The organism is Arthrobacter sp. 2MCAF15 (genome assembly GCF_052115605.1).
Classification (GTDB): Bacteria; Actinomycetota; Actinomycetes; order Actinomycetales; family Micrococcaceae; genus Arthrobacter.
Genome location: NZ_JBFRGZ010000008.1, coordinates 151,505 through 174,146 on the forward strand (window position 1 = coordinate 151,505; position 22,642 = coordinate 174,146).

Genomic DNA, 22,642 nt, shown 5'->3' on the forward strand with positions numbered 1-22,642 from the left:
TCACGTGGTGGCATGTCCCGCGGGGGAGGCCGCGAAGAATGGGTATGTCCCCCGGGCAGGCCTCGAAGAATGGGCATGTCCCCCGGGGAGGCCGCCAGGGGCCCGTTACTGGATCGGGGGAACCGTACTGGGGCGGACGACCAGCCACAGCGCCGCGGCTGCCAGCAGGATGCAGACGGCCTGGACGGCGCCCATGGGGGTCGCGGACCCGACGCCGAGCCAGCCGACCACCGGGGAGACCAGGCCGGCCATCATGAACGTCGCCGCGCCAAGCAGGGACGCCGCGGTTCCGGCCTGGGCGCCGTGCTTCGCCAGGGCGAGCACCTGAACGGTGGGGAACGTGAAGCCCGCACCGAGGATGTAGAACCACAGGGGCACCAGGACGCCCCACAGCCCGAAGCCGAGCTGGTCGAAGACGACGATCAGGACGGCCATGACGAACATCCAGGCGGTGGAACAGGCCAGGATCCATTGCGGCGGGACGCGCCTGATGAGCCGGGCACTGGTCTGGACGCCTGCCACGATGCCGAGGGAGTTGATGCCGAAGAGCAGGCCGTACTGCTGGGGCGTGAAACCGTAGACATTCTGGAACAGGAACGGCGAGGCGGAGAGATAGGCGAAGAGGCCCGCGAAGTTCATGCCGCCCACCAGCAGCAGGCCCACGAAGATCCGGTCGGAGAACAGCACCTTGTAGCGCTGGCGCGCGGTCATCCCGGTCTTGCCGCGCATCTCGGGTGGCAGGGTCTCCCGGATGACGAACAGGGCCGCGATGATGACGCAGGTCCCGTAGGCGGCCAGGAACAGGAAGATGCCCGGCCAGGGCATCAGCAACAGCAGTTGGGAGCCGATCACCGGGGCGAGGATCGGCGCCAGGCCGTTGACCAGGGCCATCCGCGAGAACATCCGCACCATGGCGAAGCCGCTGAACAGGTCGCGGACCATGGCCATGGCCACAACGCCGCCTCCTGCAGCCCCGATGCCCATGAGGACACGGAAGAAACCCAGCGTGGCGATGTCCGTGGACTGGGCGGCGCCCAGCGATGCCGTGATGTGGACCGCCGTCGCCAGGATCAGGGGCAGCCGCCGGCCGAACTTGTCGCTCAGCGGGCCCACTACGAGCTGTCCCAGCGCGAAACCGATGGTCGTCCCCGTGAGCGTCAGCTGCACAGCGGCCTCGGAGACGCCAAGGCTGTCTTCCAGGGCCGGGAACGCCGGCAGGTAGAGATCCACTGTGAACGGCCCGAGGGCCGTCAACGCGCCGAGCGTCAGGATGTACAGGAATTTACGACGGCGGGTCAGGGAATCACCGGGATTGGGGGGTGTGCTCACAGAGGTCCATCCTAGGGCCCGTACACGCGCCCGACGGGTGGTTGGGCGGGCGCGCCACGCCTTGCCCGAAAAGGCCTCCCACGAGCCGAAATGATAGTTTTGACACCGGGGTCTGTGCGATGCTGTCCAGACCCGGCAAGCCCGCGGTAGCGGATCGACGGATGGCACCAGTTAGGCGGGACCGATGAGCGGACGTCACAGCGGCGGGACAAACAGCGGGTTGCGAATCTCCGAGCTGCCGCAAACCGTAAAGACAATCTTCACGCTGGCGCCCCGACAGCTCAATGACGAGATTGCTCTGGCCAAGGCCGAACTTAAGCGCAAGGGTGTCAAGCTCGGCGTCGCCGGCGCCTTTTTCGCCGTCGCCCTGGTCTTCGTAGCGCTCCTGGTGATCGGACTCGTCGTGGCCGCGATCATGGGTCTGGCCACGATCATGCCGGCATGGCTCGCAGCCCTGTTGGTCTGCGCGGTCTGCCTGGTCATCGCCGTGATCGGGGCGCTGATCGGGCTCAGGAAGTTCAAGGCGCTCATGCCGCTGGTCCCCGAGGAGACCATCCGGGGACTCAAGCATGATCTCGGCATCGCCAAGGAAGGCTCCGCCTTCGACGCCTCGGTCCTGGACCCGAACTCCGAAAAGTACAAGGCCGCGAAGGCCGCCAAGGAAGCCGCTGCTGCCGAGGCAAAGGCGGAAAAGGAAGCCAAGGCTGCCGCGAAGCCCGACCTCGGGCCCGTCCTCACAGAGGCCGAACTCCTGCGCCGGCTGGATCAGCGGCGCACGCATCTCACCGAAGTCCGGGACAACCTCGGCCGGGAACTCGATGTCAAGACCCAGGCCCAGGGCCTGCTGGCCGCCACCCAGGCCCGGCTGCAGGACGGCAAGGAGCAGCTCGGCGACAAGATCGCAGGCTTCCGCTCTTCAGCCCGCTCCTCGTCGTGGTCGCCCACATCCGCTGACGGGCAGGGCCTTGCTGCCAAGATCATGCAGCGCTGGAAGCCTCTTGCAGTGCTCGCCGCGTCCGGGGCCGCCCTTGCGGTCCTGGTGCGCAGGCTGATGAAGGGATAGGCGGGCCCCTGAAGCCGAACGCCAAACCGTTGCCGTCCACGGAAAGGGGGAATCGATGAAGTTCATCGGCGCTGGCGCCCGCCCCGGGCAGCCCCTCGTCCACCGCGATGCGGTCTTCACGGTTCCCAATGTCCTGACCGTGGTGCGCTTCCTTGGCGTTCCCCTTTTCATCTGGCTCGTCCTCGCCGAGCACGCTTACGGCTACGGTGCCCTCGTGCTCGCCATCATGGCCAGCACCGACTGGGTGGACGGCTACATCGCCCGCCGCTTCAACCAGATGTCCAACCTCGGACGGGTCATGGACCCCATCGCCGACAGGCTGTCGCTGATCGCCGTGGCGGTCACCCTCGTGATCGCCGGCGTCGTCCAGTGGTGGTATCTCGCCGCACTGCTGGTCCCCGACGCTGTCCTGCTGGCCCTGTCCCTGTTCTACTTCCATGGCCACCCGGACCTGCCGGTGAGCCGCATCGGAAAGATCCGCACGGGCCTGCTGCTTGTGGGCACACCGCTGCTGGTGCTGTCCAAACTCCCGGTGCCCGCCGCCGAGGTCTACGCCACCCTCGCGTGGATCTTCCTGGGCCTGGGCCTGGTGGGGCACTGGATCGCGGCCTATAACTACGTCTGGGCCATCATTGGCAAGGGCCGGCAACTCCGCGAGCACGACGGCGGCACCCGCTGATGGTCTGGCTTGCGGTTTTGCTTGCGGTCCTCGGCGCCTTCTGCCTGGCGTTTGGCGCCCAGCGCCAGGGCAGCGCGGTTAAGGCCGATACCGGCGGCCTGGCGCTGAGCAGCCACGGTCTCTTGCGGCTCGCCCGCAATCCGCGCTGGGTTTTCGGGCTCTTGCTGCTCTGCGCCGGGATGGCGATGAACGCCGTCGCCCTCGTCATGGCCCCCTTGACGGTGGTGCAGCCGATCGGCGCGATTGCGCTGGTCATCACCACCGTGGTCAACACCAAGGACCAGGGCCTGAGTATGAACCGGGCAACGGTTGTGGCGATCTCTTGCTGCGTGACCGGCTCAGCGCTTTTCGTGCTGCTGGCCGTCAACGCGACCCAGGAGAACCACAACGTCAGTGCCTCGGACGAGCTGACCATCGTGCTGCTTCTTGCCCTGGCTGTGGGGCTTTTCGGCACACTCGCCGTCCTGTTCAGGCACCGCCTGAGCGCATTCGTCTATATCCTCGGCGCCGGCGTCCTGTTCGGCTTCGTGGCTGTCCTGACCCGCATCATTGGCAGGCATCTGCTCGATCCCAACGGACAGTTCCTGCTGAATGTGCCGTGGTACAGCGTGGTTGCGATCATTGCTGCCGGCGCCCTGGGATCGTGGTTTGTCCAAAACGCCTACTCCAGCGGGCCTCCTGACCTTGTGATCGCCGGATTGACTGTGATCGACCCGATTGTGGGCATCGCGATCGGCATCGTGATCCTGGGCGAACTGCGCCCGGATGTCCAGCCTGTGACGGCTATTGCCATGGGGACGGCCGCATTGCTTGCTATCGTGGGAGTCATAGCCCTTTCCAGGCACCACCCGGAAGTCACCAAGCGCAAGAAGGACGCGCGGAAGGCGGCGGGCAGGTCCTAGGGCATCAGTCCAGACTTCGGCTGCAGGCCCGGCGCGCCTGCGCCGACCGCCAGCCGGCCGCCATTGATCCAGCTGTCCGCACAGCGACCACCAGGAGCTCTTCACGTGACCAAGTCCGACAACCAGCCCCCGCTGACCATCCTGATTGCCGCTGACACCTATCCGCCCCACGTCAACGGCGCGGCCCAGTTCGGGTACCGCCTCGCCAAGGGTATGACGGCACGCGGACACAAAGTGCACGTCCTGGCCTGCCGCCCGGGCAAGGGCGCGAGCTACAGCGAGTTCAGCGAGGAAGCCACCGTCCACCGCCTGCGCTCCCACTCCGTGCCCACGCACGAGTACTTTCGAGTCACCTTCCCCTGGGAGATCAAGAAGGAAATCGGACTCCTGTTCGACCGGATCCAGCCGGACGTGGTGCACATCCAGAGCCACTACATGATTGGCGAGCACGTCCTCTACGAGGCCGTGAAGCGCGGGATCCGGGTGGTGGCGACGAACCACTTCATGCCGGAAAACCTGAACCCCTTCCTGCCATTCCCGCAATGGTTCAAGGACATTATCGGGCGCATCTCCTGGAAGGACATGGGCAAGGTGATGGGCCAGGCCGATGTGGTGACCACGCCCACTCCGCTCGCCGCCAAGGCCATGCACCAGCATGCCTTCCTCCGCAAGGTCCTGCCGCTCTCCAACGGCATCGATGCCTCCGCCTACGAGCTGGGTCCCGGGGAAACCGTGGAGCGCCATGCCAGCCCAACCGCACTCTTTGCCGGCCGCCTGGCCGAGGAGAAGCACGTGGACGTGCTGATCGACGCCCTGGCTAAAACGCCCAAGGAACTGGACATCCACCTGGAAATCGTTGGCGGCGGGGAAGTCCGTCCGGCCCTCGAGGCCCAGGTGGCCCGCCTCGGACTGACGGACAGGGTCAAATTCCTCGGACTGGCCAGCGACGCGGACCTCCGCAGGGCCTACATCACGGCCGATGTGTTCTGCATGCCCGGCACGGCAGAACTCCAGTCCCTCGTGACCCTCGAAGCGATGTCGGCCTCGACGCCGGTCCTGCTGGCCAACGCCATGGCGCTGCCGCACCTGGTGCGCGATGGGGAAAACGGTTTCCTCTTCACGCCCAACGACAGCAATGACCTCGCCGCAAAGCTGGAGCGCGTTTTCTCGCTGCCCGCGCACGAGCGCGAGGCGATGGGCAAGACCAGCCGCGAAATGGTGGAGAACCATGGCATCGCGCGCACGCTGCAGACCTTTGAAGACATCTACCGGGGCGCTAGCTACGACGACCTGGTGGTCTAGGCAGGCTGCCTCCGGCGGTCTGCGTCGGTCCAGCTGAGGGCTGGGCAAGCCGTAGGTGGGCGCTTCGCCCGCGGGCTGGACGCTCTCCGGTGGCCGCCTGCACGTGTAATGCGTCTACTATTGCTAGAGTATTTTTGCCCGGAATCAATCCGGCCCCCACGGGCCAGGTCTGGTTCCGGGCGCAAGGGGCTATAGCTCAGCTGGTTAGAGCGCGGGACTCATAATCCTAAGGTCCTCGGTTCAAGTCCGAGTAGCCCTACCATTCTGCGGAATCCTCCTCATCCGGAGCCCGCAACCCCCACGAAAAAAGGAGCCGTGGCTGACGTACGACGTCGGCCACGGCTCCTTTTCGTGGGCGAGCGGGCGCTTGCAGGCGCCTCCAAACTGCGATATGTTACTGACCAGTAACATATCGCCGGCGCGAAACCCCGCGTCCTTTAGGTCGCCGCTGATCACGAGTGAAGGAACATCATGTCCAAAGCTGCAATCGACATCCACAACCTGCCCTACGCCGATGGCGACTTCTTCGCGTTCGAGCAGCTCCTCAGTGCCAAGGAGCAGGACAGGCTGGCCGAGGTCCGCGAGTTCCTGGCCCGCGAGGTCAAGCCGATCGCCGTGGATTGCTGGAATCGCGCCGAGTTCCCGATGGAATTGATCCCGAAGCTTGCCGAGATCGACTTGGTCAGCCCGGTCAGGAGGCAGGGCTACTCGAACCTGTTCGCTGGAATCCTGCACGCCGAAGCCACCCGTGCGGACACGTCGATCGCCACCTTCATGGGCGTCCACGACGGGCTGTTCACCGGCTCCATCGAAGCCCTTGCCTCCCAGGAGCAGCAGGACGCCTGGCTCCCGGACATCTACTCGCTCAAGAAGATCGGCGCATTCGGCCTCACTGAACCCCTCGGTGGCTCCGATGTCGCCGGCGGAACGCGGACCACGGCGCGGCGCGAGGGCGGGAACTGGATCCTGAACGGGGCCAAGCGCTGGATCGGCAACGCCACCTTCTCAGACTGGGTGGTCATCTACGCCCGGGACGTCGAGGACAACCAGGTCAAGGGCTTCCTCGTCGACACCAAGACCGAGGGCTATAGTGCCACGAAGATCGAGAACAAGATCTCGCTGCGCACGGTTCAAAACGCCGACATCACGCTGGAGAACGTAGTGGTGCCGGATTTCTTCAAGCTTGCCAACGCCAACAGCTTCCGCGACACCAACAAGGTCCTGAAGGTCACCCGCCTCGCCGTGGCCTGGCAGGCAGTGGGACAGCAGCTCGCGGCCTTCGACGTCGCCCGGCGCTACGCCGTGGAACGCAGCCAGTTCGGCCGCCCGATTGCCTCCTTCCAGCTGGTCCAGAACCAGCTCGTGCAGATCCTCGGCAACGCTGTCAGCTCCATGGGCATGATGGTCAGGCTGTCCCAGCTCGAGGACGCGGGCGAGGCCAAGGACGAGCAGTCGGCCCTGGCCAAGGCGTTCACCACGGCCCGCATGCGTGAAAGCGTGGCACTGGGCCGGAGCATCCTCGGCGGCAATGGGATCGTCACCGACTTCGAGATGGCCAAAATCTTCGCGGATGCCGAGGCCATCTATTCCTACGAGGGCACGCACGAAATCAACACCCTCGTCACCGGCCGGGCGATCACAGGCATTTCCGCGATCGTCTGACACGGTTTGGTGAGGCGGTTCGCTGACGCGGTTTGCTGAGACGGTCCGCTGAGCGGGTCCTCTGGCACGGTCCGCTGATGCGGTCCCCTGATGCGCGGCGGCCACCGCCTCGCCGCCGCCGTAGGGGCCGTGCGCGGTGAACCGTGCACGGAGGAACAGTGCGCGGTGGCCGGTACGCGCATACGTGCGGAATCAACTGCGGCCGGCCGTTCGGGCCGGCGTCACCCGGGCCCGGAGCCAAGGGGCGGGAGCAGGACCGAGGGTCTGAGATCCATCACGAACGCCAGCGGATTGATGTATTCCTCGCCGCGGCGGACGCCCCAATGGAGGCAGGGCGGCGCCGGGCCGCAGTGGCCGGCCTGCACCTGCCCCAGGATGTCGCCCGCCGCCACGGCGGCCCCTACTGTCAGGGCGCTCGCCACCGGTTCGAAGCTGCTGCGCAGCCCGTTGCCGTGATCGATCGTGATGACCGGCCGGTCCACCACGACCCCGACGAAGCTCACCGTCCCGGCGGCCGGCGAGACAACTGGGGCGCCAACATAGGCCGCCGCAAGGTCCACGCCGCGGTGGCCGCTGAGCCATGGCCTGGCCGGTGGATCGAAGGCCCGCAGAACCGCCGGCCGCGGGCTGAGTGGCCAACTCCAGTTAGGTGCCGGGGCAGACCCTGCCTCGTGGGAGTCGCGGACCGTGAAAGTCGCAAGCCCAGGAACCTCTGCGGGGGAATCGGCGGGGAGGGACGACAGCGCCAGGAGTGCAGCCGCCAGGCCGGGGAGAATCTTCATGGCACCAGCCTGCCCGGGCGGGGAGCCGGGTGGAACTCCCGCGGGTGGCTATGTGGATAGCGGTAAGTCCGGAAAGTGGGGGGAAAGTCAGGGGTGGATCCGGCCGCCAGCCCGGCAGACAATCAGCCCGCCGGCTCGGCCGCCAGTCCCGCCGTCAGCCAGCCCTTCAGCGGGCCTGCCTGCGCCTCCGGAGACCCCGCCGGCCCGCCCTTCAGCAGGCCTGCCTGCGCCTCCGGAGACCCCGCCGGCCCAGGACCGCAGGCCCCCGCCCAAGCCCTGTTTCGCCGGTCCGCTGCCCTGCGAAAACCGTCCTCCGGGGCGGGGCCGCTGTAGTACACTTGGTGGAGCAGTTTGCTGTGCCCTCACGCTAGTTCATCGCGTTAATCGAGATTGTCCGAGCCGGCACGCCTCATTCAGGGGTGCGGGGGAGCAGTGGCTGACTACGCGTATCCAGCCCTCCTCAAAAGAAGCCGAAAACTTCCGCTGCGGAGGACTGCGCCTCCTGCGGTCCGTTCCATATGGCACGGATGGGAAGCGCGGTGGATACCAGGAGCAACGCCCGCCCCGGGCGAAAGCTAAACAACCGTCAACTATTGGCAGGGTAAGAGGGCCATGGGCTCTCTCATGAATGACCTGCCGGAAGGAGCGTCGGCATGCCCGTCGTAACTATGCGCCAGCTGCTTGACAGCGGCGTCCACTTTGGACACCAGACCCGCCGTTGGAACCCGAAGATGAAGCGGTTCATCTTCACGGAGCGCAACGGTATCTACATCATTGACCTGCAGCAGTCGCTGTCCTACATCGACCGTGCCTACGAGTTCGTGAAGGCCACCGTTGCACACGGCGGCACCGTCCTCTTCGTCGGCACCAAGAAGCAGGCGCAGGAATCCATCGCCGAGCAGGCCACCCGCGTTGGCCAGCCGTACGTCAACCAGCGTTGGCTCGGCGGTATGCTGACCAACTTCCAGACGGTCTCCAAGCGCATCCAGCGCATGAAGGAACTCGAAGAGATCGACTTCGACGACGTCGCCGGTTCCGCGTACACCAAGAAGGAACTGCTGCTCCTTCGCCGCGAACTCACCAAGCTGGAAACCAACCTCGGTGGTATCCGCAACCTGACCAAGGCGCCCTCCGCTCTGTGGATCGTTGACACCAAGAAGGAACACCTTGCTGTCGACGAAGCCAAGAAGCTGAACATCCCGGTTGTGGCCATCCTGGACACCAACTGCGATCCTGACGAAGTCGACTTCCCGATCCCGGGCAACGACGACGCCATCCGCTCCGTCAACCTGCTGACCCGCGTTGTCGCCGACGCCGTTGCTGAGGGCCTCATCGCCCGCAACCAGCGCGCCACCGGCACCACGGAAGCTCCGGAAGAGCCGCTGGCCGAGTGGGAGCGCGAGCTCCTCGAAGGCAACAAGGCTGAAGCTGCTGCAGCGCCCGCCGCTGAAGAAGCACCGGCAGCCGAAGAGGCTCCCGCTGCCGAGGCTGCTCCGGCCGCTGAAGCCGCACCGGCTGCTGAAGAAGCACCGGCCGCCGACGAAGCCAAGTAGTCAGACAAATAAATCTGGATCTCCCCGCATGCGCTCCGGTGCATAGGGGTACCGACAGGATGGCCGCTCACCTGGTGAGCAGCCGTCCTGTCGGTCCGTACACCACATAAAATTTCTAGACAGAGGGGTTCACATGGCGAACTACACTGCCGCTGATATCAAGGCTCTGCGCGAGCGCACCGGCGCCGGCATGATGGATGTCAAGAAGGCTCTTGACGAAGCCAACGGTGACGCCGAGAAGGCCATCGAAATCATCCGCATCAAGGGCCTGAAGGGCGCCACCAAGCGCGAAGGCCGCTCCACCGCTGAAGGCCTGGTTGCTGCCAAGGTCGCCAACGGCGTCGGCGTGATGATCGAAGTCAACTGCGAGACCGACTTCGTCGCCAAGGCTGACAAGTTCATCCAGCTGGCCGACAAGGTCCTGGCCGTGGCCGTCGAGTCCGGTGCTGCCGACCTCGAGACCCTGCTAGCCACCGAGGTTGACGGCAAGCCGCTCTCCGAGGTTGTCGTCGAAGAAGGCGCCATCCTGGGCGAGAAGGTTGTTGTCCGCCGCATCTCCCGCATCGAGGGTGCAACGGTCGACGCTTACCTGCACAAGACCTCCAAGGACCTCCCGGCCCAGGTCGGCGTTCTGTTCGCTGTCGACGGCGAAGGCGAAGCGGCTGCCACCGCAGCTCACGACGTCGCCGTGCACGTCGCCGCGATGTCCCCGAACTACCTCTCCCGCGAGGACGTTCCGGCCGAGCTCGTCGAGTCCGAGCGCCGCATCGCCGAGGAAACCGCCAAGGCCGAGGGCAAGCCCGAAGCTGCGATGACCAAGATCGTAGAAGGCCGCGTTACCGGCTTCTACAAGGGCGAGGTTCTCCTCGACCAGGCCTTCGCCAAGGACGCCAAGAAGTCCGTCGCGCAGGTCCTCGAAGAGGCCGGCGTCAAGGGCACCGCGTTCACGCGCTTCCGCGTCGGTTCCTAGTCAGCGGCTAGCCAGACACCAGTCAGGCACTAGCCAGACACGCTAAGGGGGTGGTCACCATGGTGGCCACCCCTTTTGCATGCACGCGCGAGGCACCCGTTCCGGTCACGGCCCGAATGCCGCCTTCGGCGTCCAGCACGATAACCTAACTCAGAGTTCACCAACGGGAAGGCACCATGGAAACCGTCACCACTTCAGCCCAGCCAAAGAAGAACAGGCGCCGCGTCCTCTTGAAGCTCTCCGGCGAGGTCTTCGGCGGCGGGAAACTTGGCGTTGACCCGGATACCGTCCGCGGCGTGGCCAAGCAGATCGCCGCAGCAGTTCCCGACGTCGAGGTAGCAATCGTCGTCGGCGGAGGCAACTTCTTCCGCGGCGCCGAACTGTCCCAGAGCGGCATGGACCGTTCCCGCGCCGACTACATGGGCATGCTCGGAACCGTCATGAACTGCCTCGCCCTCCAGGACTTCCTGGAGCAGGCCGGGGTGGAAACGCGCGTGCAGAGCGCCATCACCATGGGCCAGGTCGCCGAGGCCTACATTCCGCGCCGCGCCATCCGCCACATGGAAAAGGGCCGGGTTGTCATCTTCGGCGCCGGCGCCGGCCTGCCGTACTTCTCCACCGATACCGTCGCTGCCCAGCGCGCCCTGGAGGTCCACGCCGACGTCGTCCTGATGGCCAAGAGCGGCGTCGACGGCGTTTACACCGCCGACCCGAAAAAGGACCCGACGGCGGAGAAGCTGCACCACCTCAGCTACGATGACGCCCTGCGCCGGGACATCCGCGTGATGGACCAGACCGCCATGACCATGTGCAAGGACAACAACCTCACCATGGTGGTCTTTGGCATGGAAGGGGAGGGCAACGTCACCCGCGCCATCCTCGGCGAAGACCTGGGCACCGTCGTCACCCCGTAGCAACGGCTAGGATGTTTTCAGGACCTTTCCGCCGCTAGGCGGAAGACACACGCGCCGGGCGGAAGCCGCAGGCGCACAAGAAGACGTGCCGCGCCCCGGCCCCCGGGACGCACCAATTTCTGAGGAGAGACCGTGATCGAAGAAACCTTGCTCGAAGCCGGGGACAAGATGGACAAGGCAGTTGAGGTAGCCAAGGACGACTTCGCCTCGATCCGGACGGGCCGCGCGACGCCTGGCCTGTACAACAAGGTCATCGTTGAGTACTACGGCACGCCGACGCCGCTGCAGCAGCTGGCTTCCTTCGCGGTCCCGGATGCCCGGACGATCCTCATCACCCCGTACGACAAGACGGCCCTGCGCGACATCGAACGCGCCCTGAGCGACTCGGAGGTGGGCGCCAACCCCTCCAACGACGGCAACGTCATCCGGATCACGATTCCCGAGCTGACCAGCGAGCGGCGCAAGGAATACGTCAAGATCGTCAAGTCCAAGGGCGAGGACGCGAAGGTGTCCATCCGCAACATCCGCCGCAAGGCCAAGGAAACCCTGGACAAGCTCGTCAAGGACGGCGAAGCCGGCGAAGACGAAGGCGCACGCGGCGAGAAGGAACTCGACGCCCTCACCAAGGCGCATGTGGACGGCATTGACGAGCTGCTCAAGCGCAAGGAAGCTGAGCTGCTCGAGGTCTGATGGATCAGGCAAAGGAGGCCCCCGGGCCACGCGCCCGGAGGCGGGGGACACGGCGCGAAAACCCTACGCCCAAAGCTGGCCGGAACCTGCCCGCGGCCATCGGTTCTGGCGTTGGCATGCTCGTGTGTGTCCTCGGCGGCCTGCTGTTCCTGCCGCTCGGCTTCGTCCTGGTGACCACCACGTTCGCGATCTTCGGCGTCTGGGAAATCTACCGCGCGCTTGAAGCCGCCGGCACCCGACTGCCGATCGTCCCGGTGATGGTCGGCACGGTCGGCATGCCGGTCGCTGCCTACTTCGGCGGCCTCGAGAGCCTGCTCTTTGCCATGCTCGTCAGCAGCGTGGCGGTGTTGTTGTGGCGGACCCTGGAAGGCGCCGCTGGATCGGCGCGGAGCATCTTCGCAGGTGTCTTCACGCTGTCCTGGGTGCCGTTCCTGATCAGCTTCGCAACACTGCTCCTGCACACCGCCGACGGCGAGACCCCCATTGGCCTCTGGCCTGACGGGGTGATCCCGCCCGGCGCGTGGCAGATCGCGACGCTGCTGCTCCTGGTGGTCGCCAACGACACCTTCGGCTACCTCGTGGGCGCATCCCTGGGCAAGCACCCGATGGCCCCCAAGATCAGCCCGAAGAAGACCTGGGAAGGCTTTGCCGGCTCGATTGCCGGGGCCGTGATTGTCGGCGTGCTCGCCATGATCTTCGTGCTCGGCAAGCCGTGGTGGTTCGGCGTCGTGCTCGCCGTGGGCATGGTGGCGGCGGCCACCGCCGGCGACCTCGCCGAATCCATGGTCAAGCGCGAGCTCGGCATCAAGGACATGAGCAGCATCCTCCCCGGCCACGGAGGCGTCATGGACCGCCTGGACTCGATTGTGTTCGCCTCGCCGGCGGCGTTCATCCTGTTCTCGGCCGTCGCTGGCAGCTAGAAGCACCCGGACCAGCCCCTCCGGCGCCTAGAATGGTGCCGAGCAAACCAGCCGAACGGCATCAAAGGAACAAAGTAACAGTGGACATTCAACGGCAGATTCCTGCGTCTTTTGACCGCGTGCAGCGGAACCAGTATGGCTACAACGCCAGGCAGGTCGACGATTTCCTGCAGCGCGCCAGGGTGTCATTCGAAACTCCGTCCCCGGCCGCCCGCGCCATCAAGAGCTCCGACGTCCGCGCAGTGTCCTTCGACCCGGTGAAGGGCGGCTACGCCGCAGCCGGCGTGGATGCCGCGCTGGACCGGCTCGAAGACGCCCTCGCCCGGCAGGAGCGCGATGAGCTGGTTGCCGAACGCGGCGAGGAAGCCTGGCTGCGTGAAATCGGCCGGCTCGCGGGCGTCCTGCGCGGGCGCCTGCACCGCCCGGACGGCCAGCGCTTCCGCCGCCCGTCCAAGGCCAAGGCCCGCAGCTACAACACCACTGACGTCGACGACTTGTGCCACGACCTGATCGGCTACCTCGAAGAGGACCAGCCGCTGAGCGTGGACAACGTCCGGCGCGCCGTGTTCCGCCCCGCCGTTGGCCGGGAAGGCTACGAGGAAAGCCAGGTGGACGCGTTCCTCGAGCGCGCCGTCGAGCTCATGGCCGCCATCGACTAGGTTCCTCGACTGATCCTGCCCGACGCCGGAATGCCCGACGCGGAATGCCGACGCCGGGTTACCGCTCCGTCGCGAGCGGCCGTTCCGGGGTGTGCAGCCGGGTCATGATGCGGGTCAAGGTCCGCGGAACCCGGCCCTGCGTGGCCCGGGAGACCAGGACAGTGACGGCGAACGCCGCCGGGACCGTCCACGCCGCGGGCATCGCCAGCCACGACGGCGTCTGCGCAGCGCCCAGCACCGAGCCGGCCACCATTGCGCTGCCGCAGAGCACACCCCCGGTCACCATGCCGGCGATCGCCCCGGCGTCCGTCAGCCCGCGCCACCAGATGCCCAGCAGCAGCACGGGGCAGATCGTGGACGCGGTAAAGGCAAACACGAGCCCCACGCTGCCGGCCAGCGCCAGGGATTCGGTCATCGCCGCGATCCCCAGCGGGACGAGGGCCGAGATCAGTGCGGCCAGCCGGAAACCCCGGACACTGCCGCCGAACACGTCCTGGCTGATCACACCCGCCAGCGAGACCACCAGGCCGGAGGTCGTCGACAGGAACGCCGCGAACGCCCCGGCCACCACGAGCGCGGTCAGCAGGTCTCCTGCCAGCCCGCCGACCATCCGGCCCGGCAGCAGGAGGACCAGGGCATCGGCCTGGCCGCTCTGGGCAAGGTCCGCGGCGAACAACCGGCCCAGCATCCCGTACGCGGTCGGGAACAAGTAGAAGACCGACAGCAGGCCCAGGACAATCAGGGTGGTCCGCCGGGCGGACTGCCCGTCCGGATTGGTGTAGAAACGCACCAGGACGTGGGGGAGGCCGAGCGTCCCAAAGAGCAGGGCCACCAGCAGCGAAATGATCTGGTACGGTCCCGCGGGGGCCAGCGCCGTCGGGTTGGCAGCCGGGGACGTCGCCGCGGCGTTGCTGCCGCCCAGCACAAACAGCAGGAACACGAACGGCACCGCCAGTGCGGTGAGCTTGAGCCAGTACTGGAACGCCTGGACAAAGGTAATGGAGCGCATCCCGCCGGCCACCACGGTGATGCACACGACGCCGACCACCGCCACCGGGCCCACCCAGGCCGGCAGGCCCGTGGTGATGCGGATGGCCAGGGCGGCCCCATGGAGCTGCGGGACGATGTAGAGCCAGCCGACCAGGACCACCACCAGGCTCGTGACGCGGCGGACGGCCCGCGAATCGAGGCGCGCCTCGGTGAAATCCGGAATCGTGTAGGCGCCCGAGCGGCGCAGGGGAGCCGCGACGAACAGGAGCAGCATGAGGTAGCCGGCCGTGTACCCCACCGGATACCACAGAGCGTCCGTGCCGGAGAGCAGGATGAGCCCTGCGACGCCGAGGAAGCTCGCGGCGGAGAGATACTCGCCGCCGATGGCCGAGGCATTCCACCATGGCTTGACCGTCCGGGAAGCGACGTAGAAGTCCCCTGTGGTGCGCGAGACCCGCAACCCGTAGAAGCCGATGACGGCCGTGGCGAGTGAGACGGCAGCGAACGCCGCCACCCCGACGGCTGGGTTCACGTTCCGCTCACCCTGCCCGTGCCCCTCACTTTTCGCCGGCGAGGTCCCGGTAGCGGGCCTCGTTCCTGGCGGCGGTGCGCACGTACAGCCACGCGCTCAGGCCGATCACGGGGTAGATTCCGGCACCGAGAAGGACCCAGTCGAAGGGAAGGCCGGCAATAGTGGAGCCGGCCAGGCCCGGAACCAGCCCCAGCATGAGCGGGAAGGCCAGCAGGATCAGCAGGAACCCCAGGCCCACCACCAGGGCCAGCCGGAGCTGGGACCGGATGAGGGAGCGGACGAACAACTGGCCGGCGTCGGATTCCTCCGCCGCCTCGCGCGCGGCCGCCGCGGAGTGCCCGCCGGCCAGGGCGGAACCGTTCGGTGTGGCACTGCCCGGCGAGGGGCTGGTCGCCGTGACGGTTCCTGCCTTGACGCTGCCTGCCGTGACGCTTTGCGGCGCCGTGACCCGGACCCGCGTCATGCCTGCGGCCGGATCCGGCTTGCTTCGAGCTTTTCCCGGACCGCCGGCAGGTGCCGGCGGCTGATGGGCAGTTCGGCCCCGGCCACGGTGACGCTGGGCCGCGCCGCAGCCAGCTTCATCTGGCTGACATGGCTCAGCGCGATCAGGTAGGAGCGGTGGATGCGCAGGAATCCGGCGTCGGCCCACTGCTGTTCCAGGTCGGCCAGCGGAACCCTGACCAGGTAGCTCGCCTCCGCCGTGTGCAGCCGTGCATAGTCGCCCTGCGCCTGGACGTACGTGACGTCTTCGCGGCGGATCATCTTGGTGGTCCCGCCCAGGTCCACGGTGATCATTTCGGGGGCCGGGGCGCCGTCCTTGAGCAGTTCGCTGATGCGGCCGATCGATTTCGCCAGCCGTTCGGCGCGCACGGGCTTGAGGAGATAGTCCACGGCCGCGAGCTCGAAGGCCTCCAGCGCGCAGTCCTCGTCCGCGGTTACGAAGACCACGGCGGGAGGACGGGCGCTGCGGGCAATGACCCGGGCAATGTCCAGCCCTGACAGGGCCGGCATGTGGATGTCGAGGAAGACGGCGTCGACCGTCTCGGCTTCGAGCGCCCGGAGGGCCTCGGCGCCGGAGGAGGCACGGTGGATGGTGCCGATCCGGTCATCCTTGCCGAGCAGGAAGGCCAGTTCCTCGACGGCGGGGAGCTCGTCGTCGGCGACGAGGACGTTAATCATGGCTCTAGCCTACTGCGGCGGTCATTTTGTTCGGCTCAGGCGTCGTGCCGGGGCTGGGACTTGGGGACGCGCATCGTGATCAGGGTGCCTTCCCCCGGTGCGGTCTCAATCACCAGGCCGTTCTCGTCACCGTAGACCTGCCGCAGGCGGGCGTCGACGTTGCGCAGCCCGACATGATCGCCGTCGCTGTGCCCGGCGAGGACGGAGCGCAGCTGCTCCGGGTCCATGCCCACGCCGTCGTCCTCGATCGTCACTTCCGCGAACGCGCCGGAGTCGTTCGCCGTGATCGAAATATGGCCCGGCCCCTCCTTGGCCTCCAGGCCATGCCGGACCGCGTTTTCCACCAGGGGCTGCAGGCTCAGGAAGGGGATCACGGTGCTGAGGACCTCCGGCGCGATCCGCAGGCTAACCTGCACACGGTCCCCGAACCGGGCCCGTTCCAGGAGCAGGTAGCGGTCGATGCAGCGCAGCTCCTCGGCCAGGGTGGTGAAGTCGCCATGGCGGCGGAAGGAGTAGCGGGTGAAGTCGGCGAACTCCACCACGAGCTCGCGCGCGCGTACCGGATCCGTGTTGATGAAGGAGGCGATCGCGTTGAGCGAGTTGTAGATGAAGTGCGGGCTGATCTGGGCGCGCAGGGCCCGGACTTCCGCCTCCATCAGGAGCGTGCGGGAGGCGTCGAGTTCGGCGAGTTCCACCTGGGTGGCCACCCAGTCGGCCACCTCGCCGGTGGCGCGGACCAGTCCGGCGCCCGCGGCCGGCGCGAAGGCGGCGACCACGCCCACCACGCGCGTGCCGGCTTTGATCGGGGCGATCACGACGGCGCGCTCCACCTCCGGCGTCAGCGTCCGGCCGCCGTCGCCGACGGCGCGCAACTGGAGTTCGCCCGCCGGAATCACGGCGAGGTGGCCGCCGTCGAGCACTTTTGACGCGAGCCCCATCAGGGCAGGCTTGAGTTCCTCGCCGGCGCCGTCCCACGCGAGCACCCCGGTTGTGTCGGTGATGGCCAGGGCGTCGCAGCCCAGGAGGGTGCGCAGCTGCTTGCTGGCCTTGGCCGCGCCGGCAGGGTTCAGGCCCGTCCGCAGGTACTGGCCGGCACGGGACGCCGCATGCAGCGTCTTGTAGGTGGCCCGCTCCGCATCAGTGCCGAGGTCACGGAAGGAACGGAGGACCTTCAGCCCCACGGCCACGACGACGGCGATTGCCAGGGCGATCACCGCGACTGCGGCGGCGGTGAACAGGGGAGAGTCCGGCATGGTGCCAGCCTACCGTCGCGGCCCGGCGGGCTCTTTTGGGCGTCACGGGGCACCGTTTGGCGCAGCATCGGGACCGTTGAGCGACGCAGGCCGCGCGGGTTCTGGAACGCAGCGCGCGCGAGGGTACAGAGTGATCACAGTCACATTGGCGGGTGGGATTGTCTGCGGTTTCCCGCGATAAGCAAAGCAGCCGGTGTGGGCTCACCAGTCTCAATGAGGAGGAACGATGGGTCACGAAGCCCAAGAAACGGCCGCTGAGGCGGCCGTGGACTTCAAGGAAGTCCAGTCGACGGAGCGGTTCCAGGAACTGCGCACACGTCACCGCAGCTTTGTCTTTCCAATGGCCATTGCATTCCTGCTCTGGTACTTCGCCTATGTGCTGCTGGCCGACTACGCCGTGGACTTCATGTCCACCAAAGTCTGGGGCAACATCAACGTTGGCCTGATCATGGGCCTGCTCCAGTTCGTGACCACGTTCGCCATCACCGGCTGGTACGTCAGCTACTGCAACCGCAGGCTCGACCCCATCGCCGCCGAAATCCGCCACGGCATCGAAGGGCACGAATTCGACAAGCACGGCAACCCGGTAGGAGGGGCGGCAAAATGACGCTTATGGTCCCCGCGGTCAATGTCGCCGCCCTCAAAGACACCACCCTGCTGAACATGGGCATCTTCGCCCTGTTCGTGGCGGTCACCATGGTGATCGTGTTCCGCGCCAGCCGCAACAACAAGACCGCGGCCGACTACTACGCGGCCGGGCGCTCCTTCACAGGATCCCAAAACGGCACGGCGATCGCGGGCGACTACCTCTCCGCGGCGTCCTTCCTGGGCATCACCGGAGCGATCGCCATCAACGGCTACGACGGCTTCATGTACTCCATCGGCTTCCTGGTGGCCTGGCTTGTAGCCCTGCTGCTCGTGGCCGAGCTGCTCCGCAACACAGGCAAGTTCACCATGGCCGATGTCTTGTCCTTCCGGCTCAGGCAGCGCCCCGTGCGCATCGCGGCCGCCATCTCCACCCTTGCCGTCTGCTTCTTCTACCTGCTGGCGCAGATGGCCGGCGCCGGCAGCCTCATCTCGCTGCTGCTGGGCATCAGCGACTGGGGCGGACAGGCCCTGGTGATCATCGTCGTCGGGGTCCTGATGATCATGTACGTGCTGATCGGCGGCATGAAGGGCACCACCTGGGTTCAGATCATCAAGGCCATGCTCCTGATTGCCGGCGCCGCCGTCATGACCTTCTGGGTCCTGGCGATTTACGGCTTCAACCTCTCTGACCTGCTGGGCGGTGCCGCCGAAACCGCGAAGAACCCGGCCGTCCTGAACCCGGGCCTGCAGTACGGCAAGTCCGATACCTCCAAGCTCGACTTCATGTCCCTGGGCCTGGCGCTGGTGCTCGGCACCGCCGCCCTGCCGCACGTGCTGATGCGCTTCTACACGGTGCCCACGGCCAAGGAAGCCCGCAAATCCGTGGTGTGGTCCATCTGGCTGATCGGCATCTTCTACCTCTTCACCCTGGTGCTCGGCTACGGCGCCGCAGCGCTCGTGGGAGCCGACACCATCAAGTCCGCCCCGGGCGGGGTCAACTCGGCCGCGCCGCTGCTGGCGTTCCACCTCGGCGGACCGTTGTTGCTGGGCTTCATCTCCGCGGTGGCGTTCGCCACGATCCTGGCCGTGGTGGCGGGCCTCACCATTACCGCCGCGGCGTCCTTCGCGCACGACATTTACGCCAACGTGCTGGCCAAGGGGAAGGCCGACGCCGGCACTGAGGTCAAGGTTGCCCGCCGCACCGTGGTGGTGATCGGCCTGCTGGCCATCGCCGGGGGAATCTTCGCCAACGGACAGAATGTGGCGTTCCTCGTAGCGCTCGCTTTCGCCGTGGCCGCCTCCGCCAATCTTCCGACCATCCTCTACTCGCTGTTCTGGCGCCGGTTCACCACCCAGGGGGCCGTCTGGAGCATGTACGGCGGATTGTCCGCGGCCATCATCCTGATTGCGCTCTCCCCGGTGGTATCGGGGGCGAAGACGTCCATGATCCCCGGCGCCAACTTCGCCGTCTTCCCGCTGAGCAACCCGGGCATCGTGTCCATCCCGCTGGCGTTCTTCCTCGGCTGGCTCGGCACGGTCCTGGACAAACGGAAGGAAGATGCGACGAAGCAGGCCGAGATGGAGGTCCGTTCCCTGACCGGTGTGGGTGCCGAAAAGGCCACCAACCACTAGGGCAGGCGCCGCAACGCAAGGAGCTCCCGTGCATCAGCACGGGAGCTCCTTGCGTTTGGGTTCGGACTCGAGCCCCTTGCCTCGAACCTCGTGCCTAGTGGCCGTGGTGCTGGCCGCCGGGGGCGGGGATCCCGTGGCTGCCGTGAGGCACCGCGAACTGGCCCGCCGTGGAGGCGGCCAGGCCCGGCGTGGCCACTGCCGCCACCAGGACCGCGAAGCCAAAGGCCGCGAGCAGGAGCCGCCCGGGCCGGAGCCCGGCCGTGTCCGCGCCCGCCGCCGTGCCACTGCCGGCCGCCATGTCCGTGCCGTTGCCCTGCCGGCGCAGCCAGCCTGCGGAGGCCACGATCATCAGGGTCAGCAGCAGCGCGGCAAGTTGGCTGACCACCAGTGAGCTGCCGTTCTGCGATTGCCCGTCCGGCGATCCGCCGTTCAGCCCCTGCCCGGCCGCAGCGGCCGCGTGCACGAAGGCTGCCGCCACGAGCACTCGTATGGTTCCGGTGGCCCATGGTATCTGCCCCTTGCGGAGTGTCAGGACGGTCCAGGCAAGAAGGGCGCACCCCCAGAGTCCGGCGGCTGCTCCCGCCGCAATGGACAGGCCGTTGACCGGCGGCGCGCCCGCGCCGGAGGCGGGCGCCAGGAGCAGGCTCGCTGCGATTGCCAGGTTCACCGCTCCGGCGCCGAAGCCGGCGAAGCCGGCGAGCAGACCAACGGCTGCGGCCTTCGTGGCGCCGCCGGCCGGGCCGGTCGTGACCCCAGGGTGCTCGCTGTCATCGTTCTCCCGCTGCAACCGCGGCTGGGGGAACTGTTCCGGGAGTGCATTGGTGTTCAGCGGAACAGAACTCATCTCGCCCGTCCTTTCGCGTTGTGGGGGAGCGACGTCGCTGGGACGCCGGGCCGGGATGCTGGGTAGTACCAGGGATCGGTGTCCAGCATGGATGTGGATCAGGTGCAGTACGGAACGCTTGCCTTAGACGCGGGCGCGGGCAGGGGCGACTGCCTTGTCCATGGACAGCCCGACGCCCAGCAGCAGCACGGCGCTGGCAAGGTGCAGGACGTTATCCGGGCCGTTGAGGGCGATGATGTTCAGCGGCGAGCTGAGCAGGAAGAGCCCGACGATGCCCACCAGCAGGTAGACAGCACCCACAGCGGTGTTGATCGACTTGGACAGGGCCACACCCTGCAGCCCGGCGTAGAGCAGGGCGGCGCCGATGGCGAGGTGGATGACGTTGTGCAGCGGATTGACCTCGAAGATGATCAGGTTGGCGCCCTCGGTCGCGGCGAAGCCCACGCCGGAGGTGACCACAAAGCCAAGGAGGCCAACCAGCAGGTAGACGGCACCGAAAACGGTGGCGATCAGACGGTTCGGTGAAGTGCGCATGGTCCGAATCCTTTTCTGTCGGGCCGACTGGAACATCGGCCGCGGAGCGGGGTCCCGGGCGGGACTCTCTGAAGGCGATTCGGACCACTTGCGCCTGTGGATGGGCGCCGGCTGCGAGAGAGTTTTCCGAGGTCAGCGCTGCGGCCGCAGCCGGATGTTCACCATTTTCAGCTCGTCGCGGCCCTCGAAGCGGTAGGTCAGCTCCACATGCTTGGTGTCGCAGTCAATGGATCCCGCGACGTCGGCCGCGTTGGCGCCGTTGTTCGAGCTGACGTTAAGGCTTGAAAAGTTTGGCTTGCAGCTGCCGTCCAGCTCCAGGCTTTGCACCCCGGTGGCAAACTCCTCCCGGGAAATCTTCTCCATCAGGGCAGGATCCAGGTACTTGTCATACGCGCTGTTTAAGTTGCCGGCGATGATGAGCTTGGTGAAGTCGTCTGCGATACCCCGGGCGTGGTTGGTGGCTCCGCCCACCACGTTGAGGAGGACGACGACGCCGACCGTCACCAGCAGGAGGACGCCTCCGACGATCCCCAACACGATCCACAGGGCCTTGCGGCTCTTTTTCGGCGGCGGCTGGCCCGGGCCCCCGTAGTAGGGCGGCGGGCCGTAGTTGGCGGGCGGCCCGTAGTTCGGCTGCGGGTAATTGGATGGGGCGCCGTTGGCGGGAGGGCCGCCGTCGTTCGGCTGCGGGTAATTGGATGGCGCGCCGTTGGCGGGCGGACCGGGCGGGGCCGCGTAGTACGGAACGGGCGGCTGTCCGGGCGCCGGGTGGCCGGCCGCAGGCTCGTGCCCGGGCTGCGGCGGTACCGGGCGGTATGGTTCCTCGGGGCTGCTCACGGTTCAAGCCTTTCCGGCAGTCCAGACAGCCACTGCCTGTTGCGCAGGGCCGCTTGCGCGGCCCCAAAGGACTCAAGGGGACCCAACGGACACAGCCTAGCGCCGCGGCCGCCCCCAGCACAGATGTAGGGTACAGATGTCCCGAGCACAGATGTACAGCACAGATCCGGAGCGCGGCTCCGGGCCCTGAGACTTGGCTCAGGTGTCGGCGGATCCGCGTTCCAGCAGCGGTTGCATTCGGAACGGGATCAGCTCGCTCATTGCCAGGGCGGTATCGGTCCGGTCCACGCCGTCGCAGGCCAGGATCTTGCCGTTGATCCGGAACAGGTCCTCGGCGTCGAGGGCCACCACCCGCAGGAGAAGATCGGCGGAACCGGTGAGGCCGAAGCCCTCAAGGATTTCCGGAATCCCGGCAAGTTCCACGGCAAGGGCGCCGAGTTTCTGTTGCTGGACGTGGACGGAGATGAAGGCCATCAGCGGGTACCCCAGGGACGCCGGGTTGATGCGCCGCTCGAAGGAGAGGAAGACGTGCTTCTTCTCCAGCTGGGCCATCCTGGCCTGGACCGTATTGCGGGAGAGCCCGAGCTTTTGGGCGAGGGCAACCACGGTCCGCCGCGGGTCCCGCGCCATGGCCGAAAGCAGGCGGGTGTCAGTGCCATCCAAGGGTTGCATAATGCGCAAGGTTAGCACGGTCTGGTGGCGGCCAATAGTGCATAATGCTCAGTATTTTTACCGGTGGTTGTGCCTGATGAGCATTGTGAGTAGGGTCACAATTATCCGGGGCAACGGCGCCCGGACGGCTGGCGCGCCGCGGGATCACGAGTCCTG

The 22,642-nt window shown here is 66.8% G+C and carries 23 protein-coding genes and 1 tRNA gene; 14 read left to right on the forward strand and 10 right to left on the reverse strand.

Annotated elements, in window-relative coordinates:
• Positions 1-105: 105 nt before the first annotated feature.
• Positions 106-1,329 (reverse strand): multidrug effflux MFS transporter, encoded by a 1,224-nt coding sequence (locus AB4089_RS11190; RefSeq protein ID WP_441409349.1) that lies wholly within the window; start codon positions 1,327-1,329, stop codon positions 106-108.
• Between the two features lie 184 nt (positions 1,330-1,513).
• Here AB4089_RS11190 and AB4089_RS11195 point away from each other — a divergent pair, with 184 nt between their 5' ends.
• From AB4089_RS11195 to AB4089_RS11220, 6 genes are all read left to right on the forward strand, one after another.
• Positions 1,514-2,392, forward strand: a complete 879-nt coding sequence (locus AB4089_RS11195; RefSeq protein ID WP_441409350.1) for a phage holin family protein — start codon at positions 1,514-1,516, stop codon at positions 2,390-2,392.
• A 55-nt stretch (positions 2,393-2,447) separates the two neighbouring features.
• Complete coding sequence (locus AB4089_RS11200) at positions 2,448-3,071, forward strand: CDP-alcohol phosphatidyltransferase family protein (RefSeq protein ID WP_441409351.1); 624 nt, start codon at positions 2,448-2,450, stop codon at positions 3,069-3,071.
• Positions 3,071-3,973 carry a DMT family transporter gene (locus tag AB4089_RS11205; protein WP_441409352.1) on the forward strand — a complete coding sequence of 301 codons (903 nt, stop codon included), beginning with the start codon at positions 3,071-3,073 and terminating at the stop codon, positions 3,971-3,973. Before AB4089_RS11200 ends, AB4089_RS11205 begins: the two co-directional genes overlap by 1 nt.
• 105 nt (positions 3,974-4,078) lie before the next feature.
• Complete coding sequence (locus AB4089_RS11210; RefSeq protein WP_441409353.1) at positions 4,079-5,275, forward strand: glycosyltransferase; 1,197 nt, start codon at positions 4,079-4,081, stop codon at positions 5,273-5,275.
• 185 nt (positions 5,276-5,460) lie between these two features.
• A tRNA-Ile gene (locus AB4089_RS11215) sits at positions 5,461-5,537 on the forward strand.
• Between the two features lie 209 nt (positions 5,538-5,746).
• Positions 5,747-6,937, forward strand: coding sequence for an acyl-CoA dehydrogenase family protein (locus tag AB4089_RS11220; protein WP_441409354.1), 1,191 nt, complete (start codon positions 5,747-5,749; stop codon positions 6,935-6,937).
• A 221-nt stretch (positions 6,938-7,158) separates the two neighbouring features.
• Here AB4089_RS11220 and AB4089_RS11225 read toward each other — a convergent pair whose 3' ends face one another.
• Complete coding sequence (locus tag AB4089_RS11225; protein WP_441409355.1) at positions 7,159-7,719, reverse strand: M23 family metallopeptidase; 561 nt, start codon at positions 7,717-7,719, stop codon at positions 7,159-7,161.
• Between the two features lie 653 nt (positions 7,720-8,372).
• On the opposite strand from AB4089_RS11225, the gene rpsB reads away from it, so the two are divergent.
• The 6 genes from rpsB (at position 8,373) to AB4089_RS11255 (ending at position 13,425) form a co-directional block, all read left to right on the forward strand.
• Positions 8,373-9,272, forward strand: a complete 900-nt coding sequence (rpsB, locus tag AB4089_RS11230; protein ID WP_441409356.1) for a 30S ribosomal protein S2 — start codon at positions 8,373-8,375, stop codon at positions 9,270-9,272.
• A 133-nt stretch (positions 9,273-9,405) separates the two neighbouring features.
• Entirely contained in the window at positions 9,406-10,242 is an 837-nt protein-coding gene (gene tsf / locus AB4089_RS11235; RefSeq protein WP_441409357.1) for a translation elongation factor Ts, read from the forward strand.
• 176 nt (positions 10,243-10,418) lie between these two features.
• A complete protein-coding gene (gene pyrH, locus AB4089_RS11240) occupies positions 10,419-11,156 on the forward strand; it encodes a UMP kinase (protein ID WP_441409358.1) in 738 nt (245 codons plus the stop codon).
• A gap of 132 nt (positions 11,157-11,288) precedes the next feature.
• On the forward strand, positions 11,289-11,846 hold the full coding sequence (gene frr, locus AB4089_RS11245; protein WP_441409359.1) for a ribosome recycling factor: 558 nt from the start codon (positions 11,289-11,291) through the stop codon (positions 11,844-11,846).
• Positions 11,846-12,766 (forward strand): phosphatidate cytidylyltransferase, encoded by a 921-nt coding sequence (locus tag AB4089_RS11250; RefSeq protein ID WP_441409360.1) that lies wholly within the window; start codon positions 11,846-11,848, stop codon positions 12,764-12,766. Before frr ends, AB4089_RS11250 begins: the two co-directional genes overlap by 1 nt.
• A gap of 32 nt (positions 12,767-12,798) precedes the next feature.
• Positions 12,799-13,425 (forward strand): DivIVA domain-containing protein, encoded by a 627-nt coding sequence (locus AB4089_RS11255; protein ID WP_441409361.1) that lies wholly within the window; start codon positions 12,799-12,801, stop codon positions 13,423-13,425.
• A 58-nt stretch (positions 13,426-13,483) separates the two neighbouring features.
• Here AB4089_RS11255 and AB4089_RS11260 read toward each other — a convergent pair whose 3' ends face one another.
• The 4 genes from AB4089_RS11260 to AB4089_RS11275 are packed head-to-tail and all read right to left on the reverse strand — an operon-like array spanning position 13,484 to position 17,379.
• A complete protein-coding gene (locus tag AB4089_RS11260) occupies positions 13,484-14,947 on the reverse strand; it encodes a sodium/solute symporter (RefSeq protein WP_441409362.1) in 1,464 nt (487 codons plus the stop codon).
• 25 nt (positions 14,948-14,972) lie between these two features.
• Positions 14,973-15,410, reverse strand: coding sequence for a hypothetical protein (locus AB4089_RS11265; RefSeq protein ID WP_441409363.1), 438 nt, complete (start codon positions 15,408-15,410; stop codon positions 14,973-14,975).
• The gene (locus AB4089_RS11270) at positions 15,407-16,126 is read right to left on the reverse strand and encodes a LytR/AlgR family response regulator transcription factor (protein WP_441409364.1); all 720 of its coding nucleotides are present in this window, start codon (positions 16,124-16,126) and stop codon (positions 15,407-15,409) included. The genes AB4089_RS11265 and AB4089_RS11270 overlap by 4 nt, the downstream gene beginning before the upstream one ends.
• Positions 16,127-16,161: 35 nt before the next feature.
• Positions 16,162-17,379 (reverse strand): sensor histidine kinase, encoded by a 1,218-nt coding sequence (locus AB4089_RS11275; RefSeq protein ID WP_441409365.1) that lies wholly within the window; start codon positions 17,377-17,379, stop codon positions 16,162-16,164.
• A gap of 226 nt (positions 17,380-17,605) precedes the next feature.
• On the opposite strand from AB4089_RS11275, the gene AB4089_RS11280 reads away from it, so the two are divergent.
• Positions 17,606-17,986 carry a DUF485 domain-containing protein gene (locus tag AB4089_RS11280; protein WP_441409366.1) on the forward strand — a complete coding sequence of 127 codons (381 nt, stop codon included), beginning with the start codon at positions 17,606-17,608 and terminating at the stop codon, positions 17,984-17,986.
• Complete coding sequence (locus tag AB4089_RS11285; RefSeq protein WP_441409367.1) at positions 17,983-19,599, forward strand: solute symporter family protein; 1,617 nt, start codon at positions 17,983-17,985, stop codon at positions 19,597-19,599. Before AB4089_RS11280 ends, AB4089_RS11285 begins: the two co-directional genes overlap by 4 nt.
• Before the next feature lie 94 nt (positions 19,600-19,693).
• Here AB4089_RS11285 and AB4089_RS11290 read toward each other — a convergent pair whose 3' ends face one another.
• The 4 genes from AB4089_RS11290 to AB4089_RS11305 all read right to left on the reverse strand — a co-directional run bounded on the left by AB4089_RS11290 (position 19,694) and on the right by AB4089_RS11305 (position 22,486).
• Entirely contained in the window at positions 19,694-20,443 is a 750-nt protein-coding gene (locus tag AB4089_RS11290) for a hypothetical protein (protein WP_441409368.1), read from the reverse strand.
• Positions 20,444-20,566: 123 nt separating this feature from the next.
• On the reverse strand, positions 20,567-20,977 hold the full coding sequence (locus tag AB4089_RS11295) for a DUF4383 domain-containing protein (protein ID WP_441409369.1): 411 nt from the start codon (positions 20,975-20,977) through the stop codon (positions 20,567-20,569).
• Positions 20,978-21,109: 132 nt separating this feature from the next.
• Entirely contained in the window at positions 21,110-21,814 is a 705-nt protein-coding gene (locus AB4089_RS11300) for a hypothetical protein (protein WP_441409370.1), read from the reverse strand.
• Positions 21,815-22,012: 198 nt separating this feature from the next.
• Positions 22,013-22,486, reverse strand: coding sequence for an Lrp/AsnC family transcriptional regulator (locus AB4089_RS11305; protein ID WP_441409371.1), 474 nt, complete (start codon positions 22,484-22,486; stop codon positions 22,013-22,015).
• Positions 22,487-22,642: the final 156 nt, after the last annotated feature.

What these genes read in the sequence shown, in the direction of transcription:
- AB4089_RS11275 (WP_441409365.1), bottom strand. Translation starts at nt 17,379, where the DNA reads ATGCCGGACTCTCCCCTGTTCACCGCCGCCGCAGTCGCGGTGATCGCC.
- AB4089_RS11220 (WP_441409354.1), top strand. Translation starts at nt 5,747, where the DNA reads ATGTCCAAAGCTGCAATCGACATCCACAACCTGCCCTACGCCGATGGC.
- AB4089_RS11285 (WP_441409367.1), top strand. Translation starts at nt 17,983, where the DNA reads ATGACGCTTATGGTCCCCGCGGTCAATGTCGCCGCCCTCAAAGACACC.
- AB4089_RS11250 (WP_441409360.1), top strand. Translation starts at nt 11,846, where the DNA reads ATGGATCAGGCAAAGGAGGCCCCCGGGCCACGCGCCCGGAGGCGGGGG.
- rpsB (WP_441409356.1), top strand. Translation starts at nt 8,373, where the DNA reads ATGCCCGTCGTAACTATGCGCCAGCTGCTTGACAGCGGCGTCCACTTT.
- tsf (WP_441409357.1), top strand. Translation starts at nt 9,406, where the DNA reads ATGGCGAACTACACTGCCGCTGATATCAAGGCTCTGCGCGAGCGCACC.
- AB4089_RS11195 (WP_441409350.1), top strand. Translation starts at nt 1,514, where the DNA reads ATGAGCGGACGTCACAGCGGCGGGACAAACAGCGGGTTGCGAATCTCC.
- AB4089_RS11280 (WP_441409366.1), top strand. Translation starts at nt 17,606, where the DNA reads ATGGGTCACGAAGCCCAAGAAACGGCCGCTGAGGCGGCCGTGGACTTC.
- AB4089_RS11295 (WP_441409369.1), bottom strand. Translation starts at nt 20,977, where the DNA reads ATGCGCACTTCACCGAACCGTCTGATCGCCACCGTTTTCGGTGCCGTC.
- AB4089_RS11265 (WP_441409363.1), bottom strand. Translation starts at nt 15,410, where the DNA reads ATGACGCGGGTCCGGGTCACGGCGCCGCAAAGCGTCACGGCAGGCAGC.
- AB4089_RS11270 (WP_441409364.1), bottom strand. Translation starts at nt 16,126, where the DNA reads ATGATTAACGTCCTCGTCGCCGACGACGAGCTCCCCGCCGTCGAGGAA.
- AB4089_RS11255 (WP_441409361.1), top strand. Translation starts at nt 12,799, where the DNA reads ATGGTGCCGAGCAAACCAGCCGAACGGCATCAAAGGAACAAAGTAACA.
- AB4089_RS11200 (WP_441409351.1), top strand. Translation starts at nt 2,448, where the DNA reads ATGAAGTTCATCGGCGCTGGCGCCCGCCCCGGGCAGCCCCTCGTCCAC.
- pyrH (WP_441409358.1), top strand. Translation starts at nt 10,419, where the DNA reads ATGGAAACCGTCACCACTTCAGCCCAGCCAAAGAAGAACAGGCGCCGC.
- AB4089_RS11205 (WP_441409352.1), top strand. Translation starts at nt 3,071, where the DNA reads ATGGTCTGGCTTGCGGTTTTGCTTGCGGTCCTCGGCGCCTTCTGCCTG.
- AB4089_RS11225 (WP_441409355.1), bottom strand. Translation starts at nt 7,719, where the DNA reads ATGAAGATTCTCCCCGGCCTGGCGGCTGCACTCCTGGCGCTGTCGTCC.
- AB4089_RS11305 (WP_441409371.1), bottom strand. Translation starts at nt 22,486, where the DNA reads ATGCAACCCTTGGATGGCACTGACACCCGCCTGCTTTCGGCCATGGCG.
- AB4089_RS11290 (WP_441409368.1), bottom strand. Translation starts at nt 20,443, where the DNA reads ATGAGTTCTGTTCCGCTGAACACCAATGCACTCCCGGAACAGTTCCCC.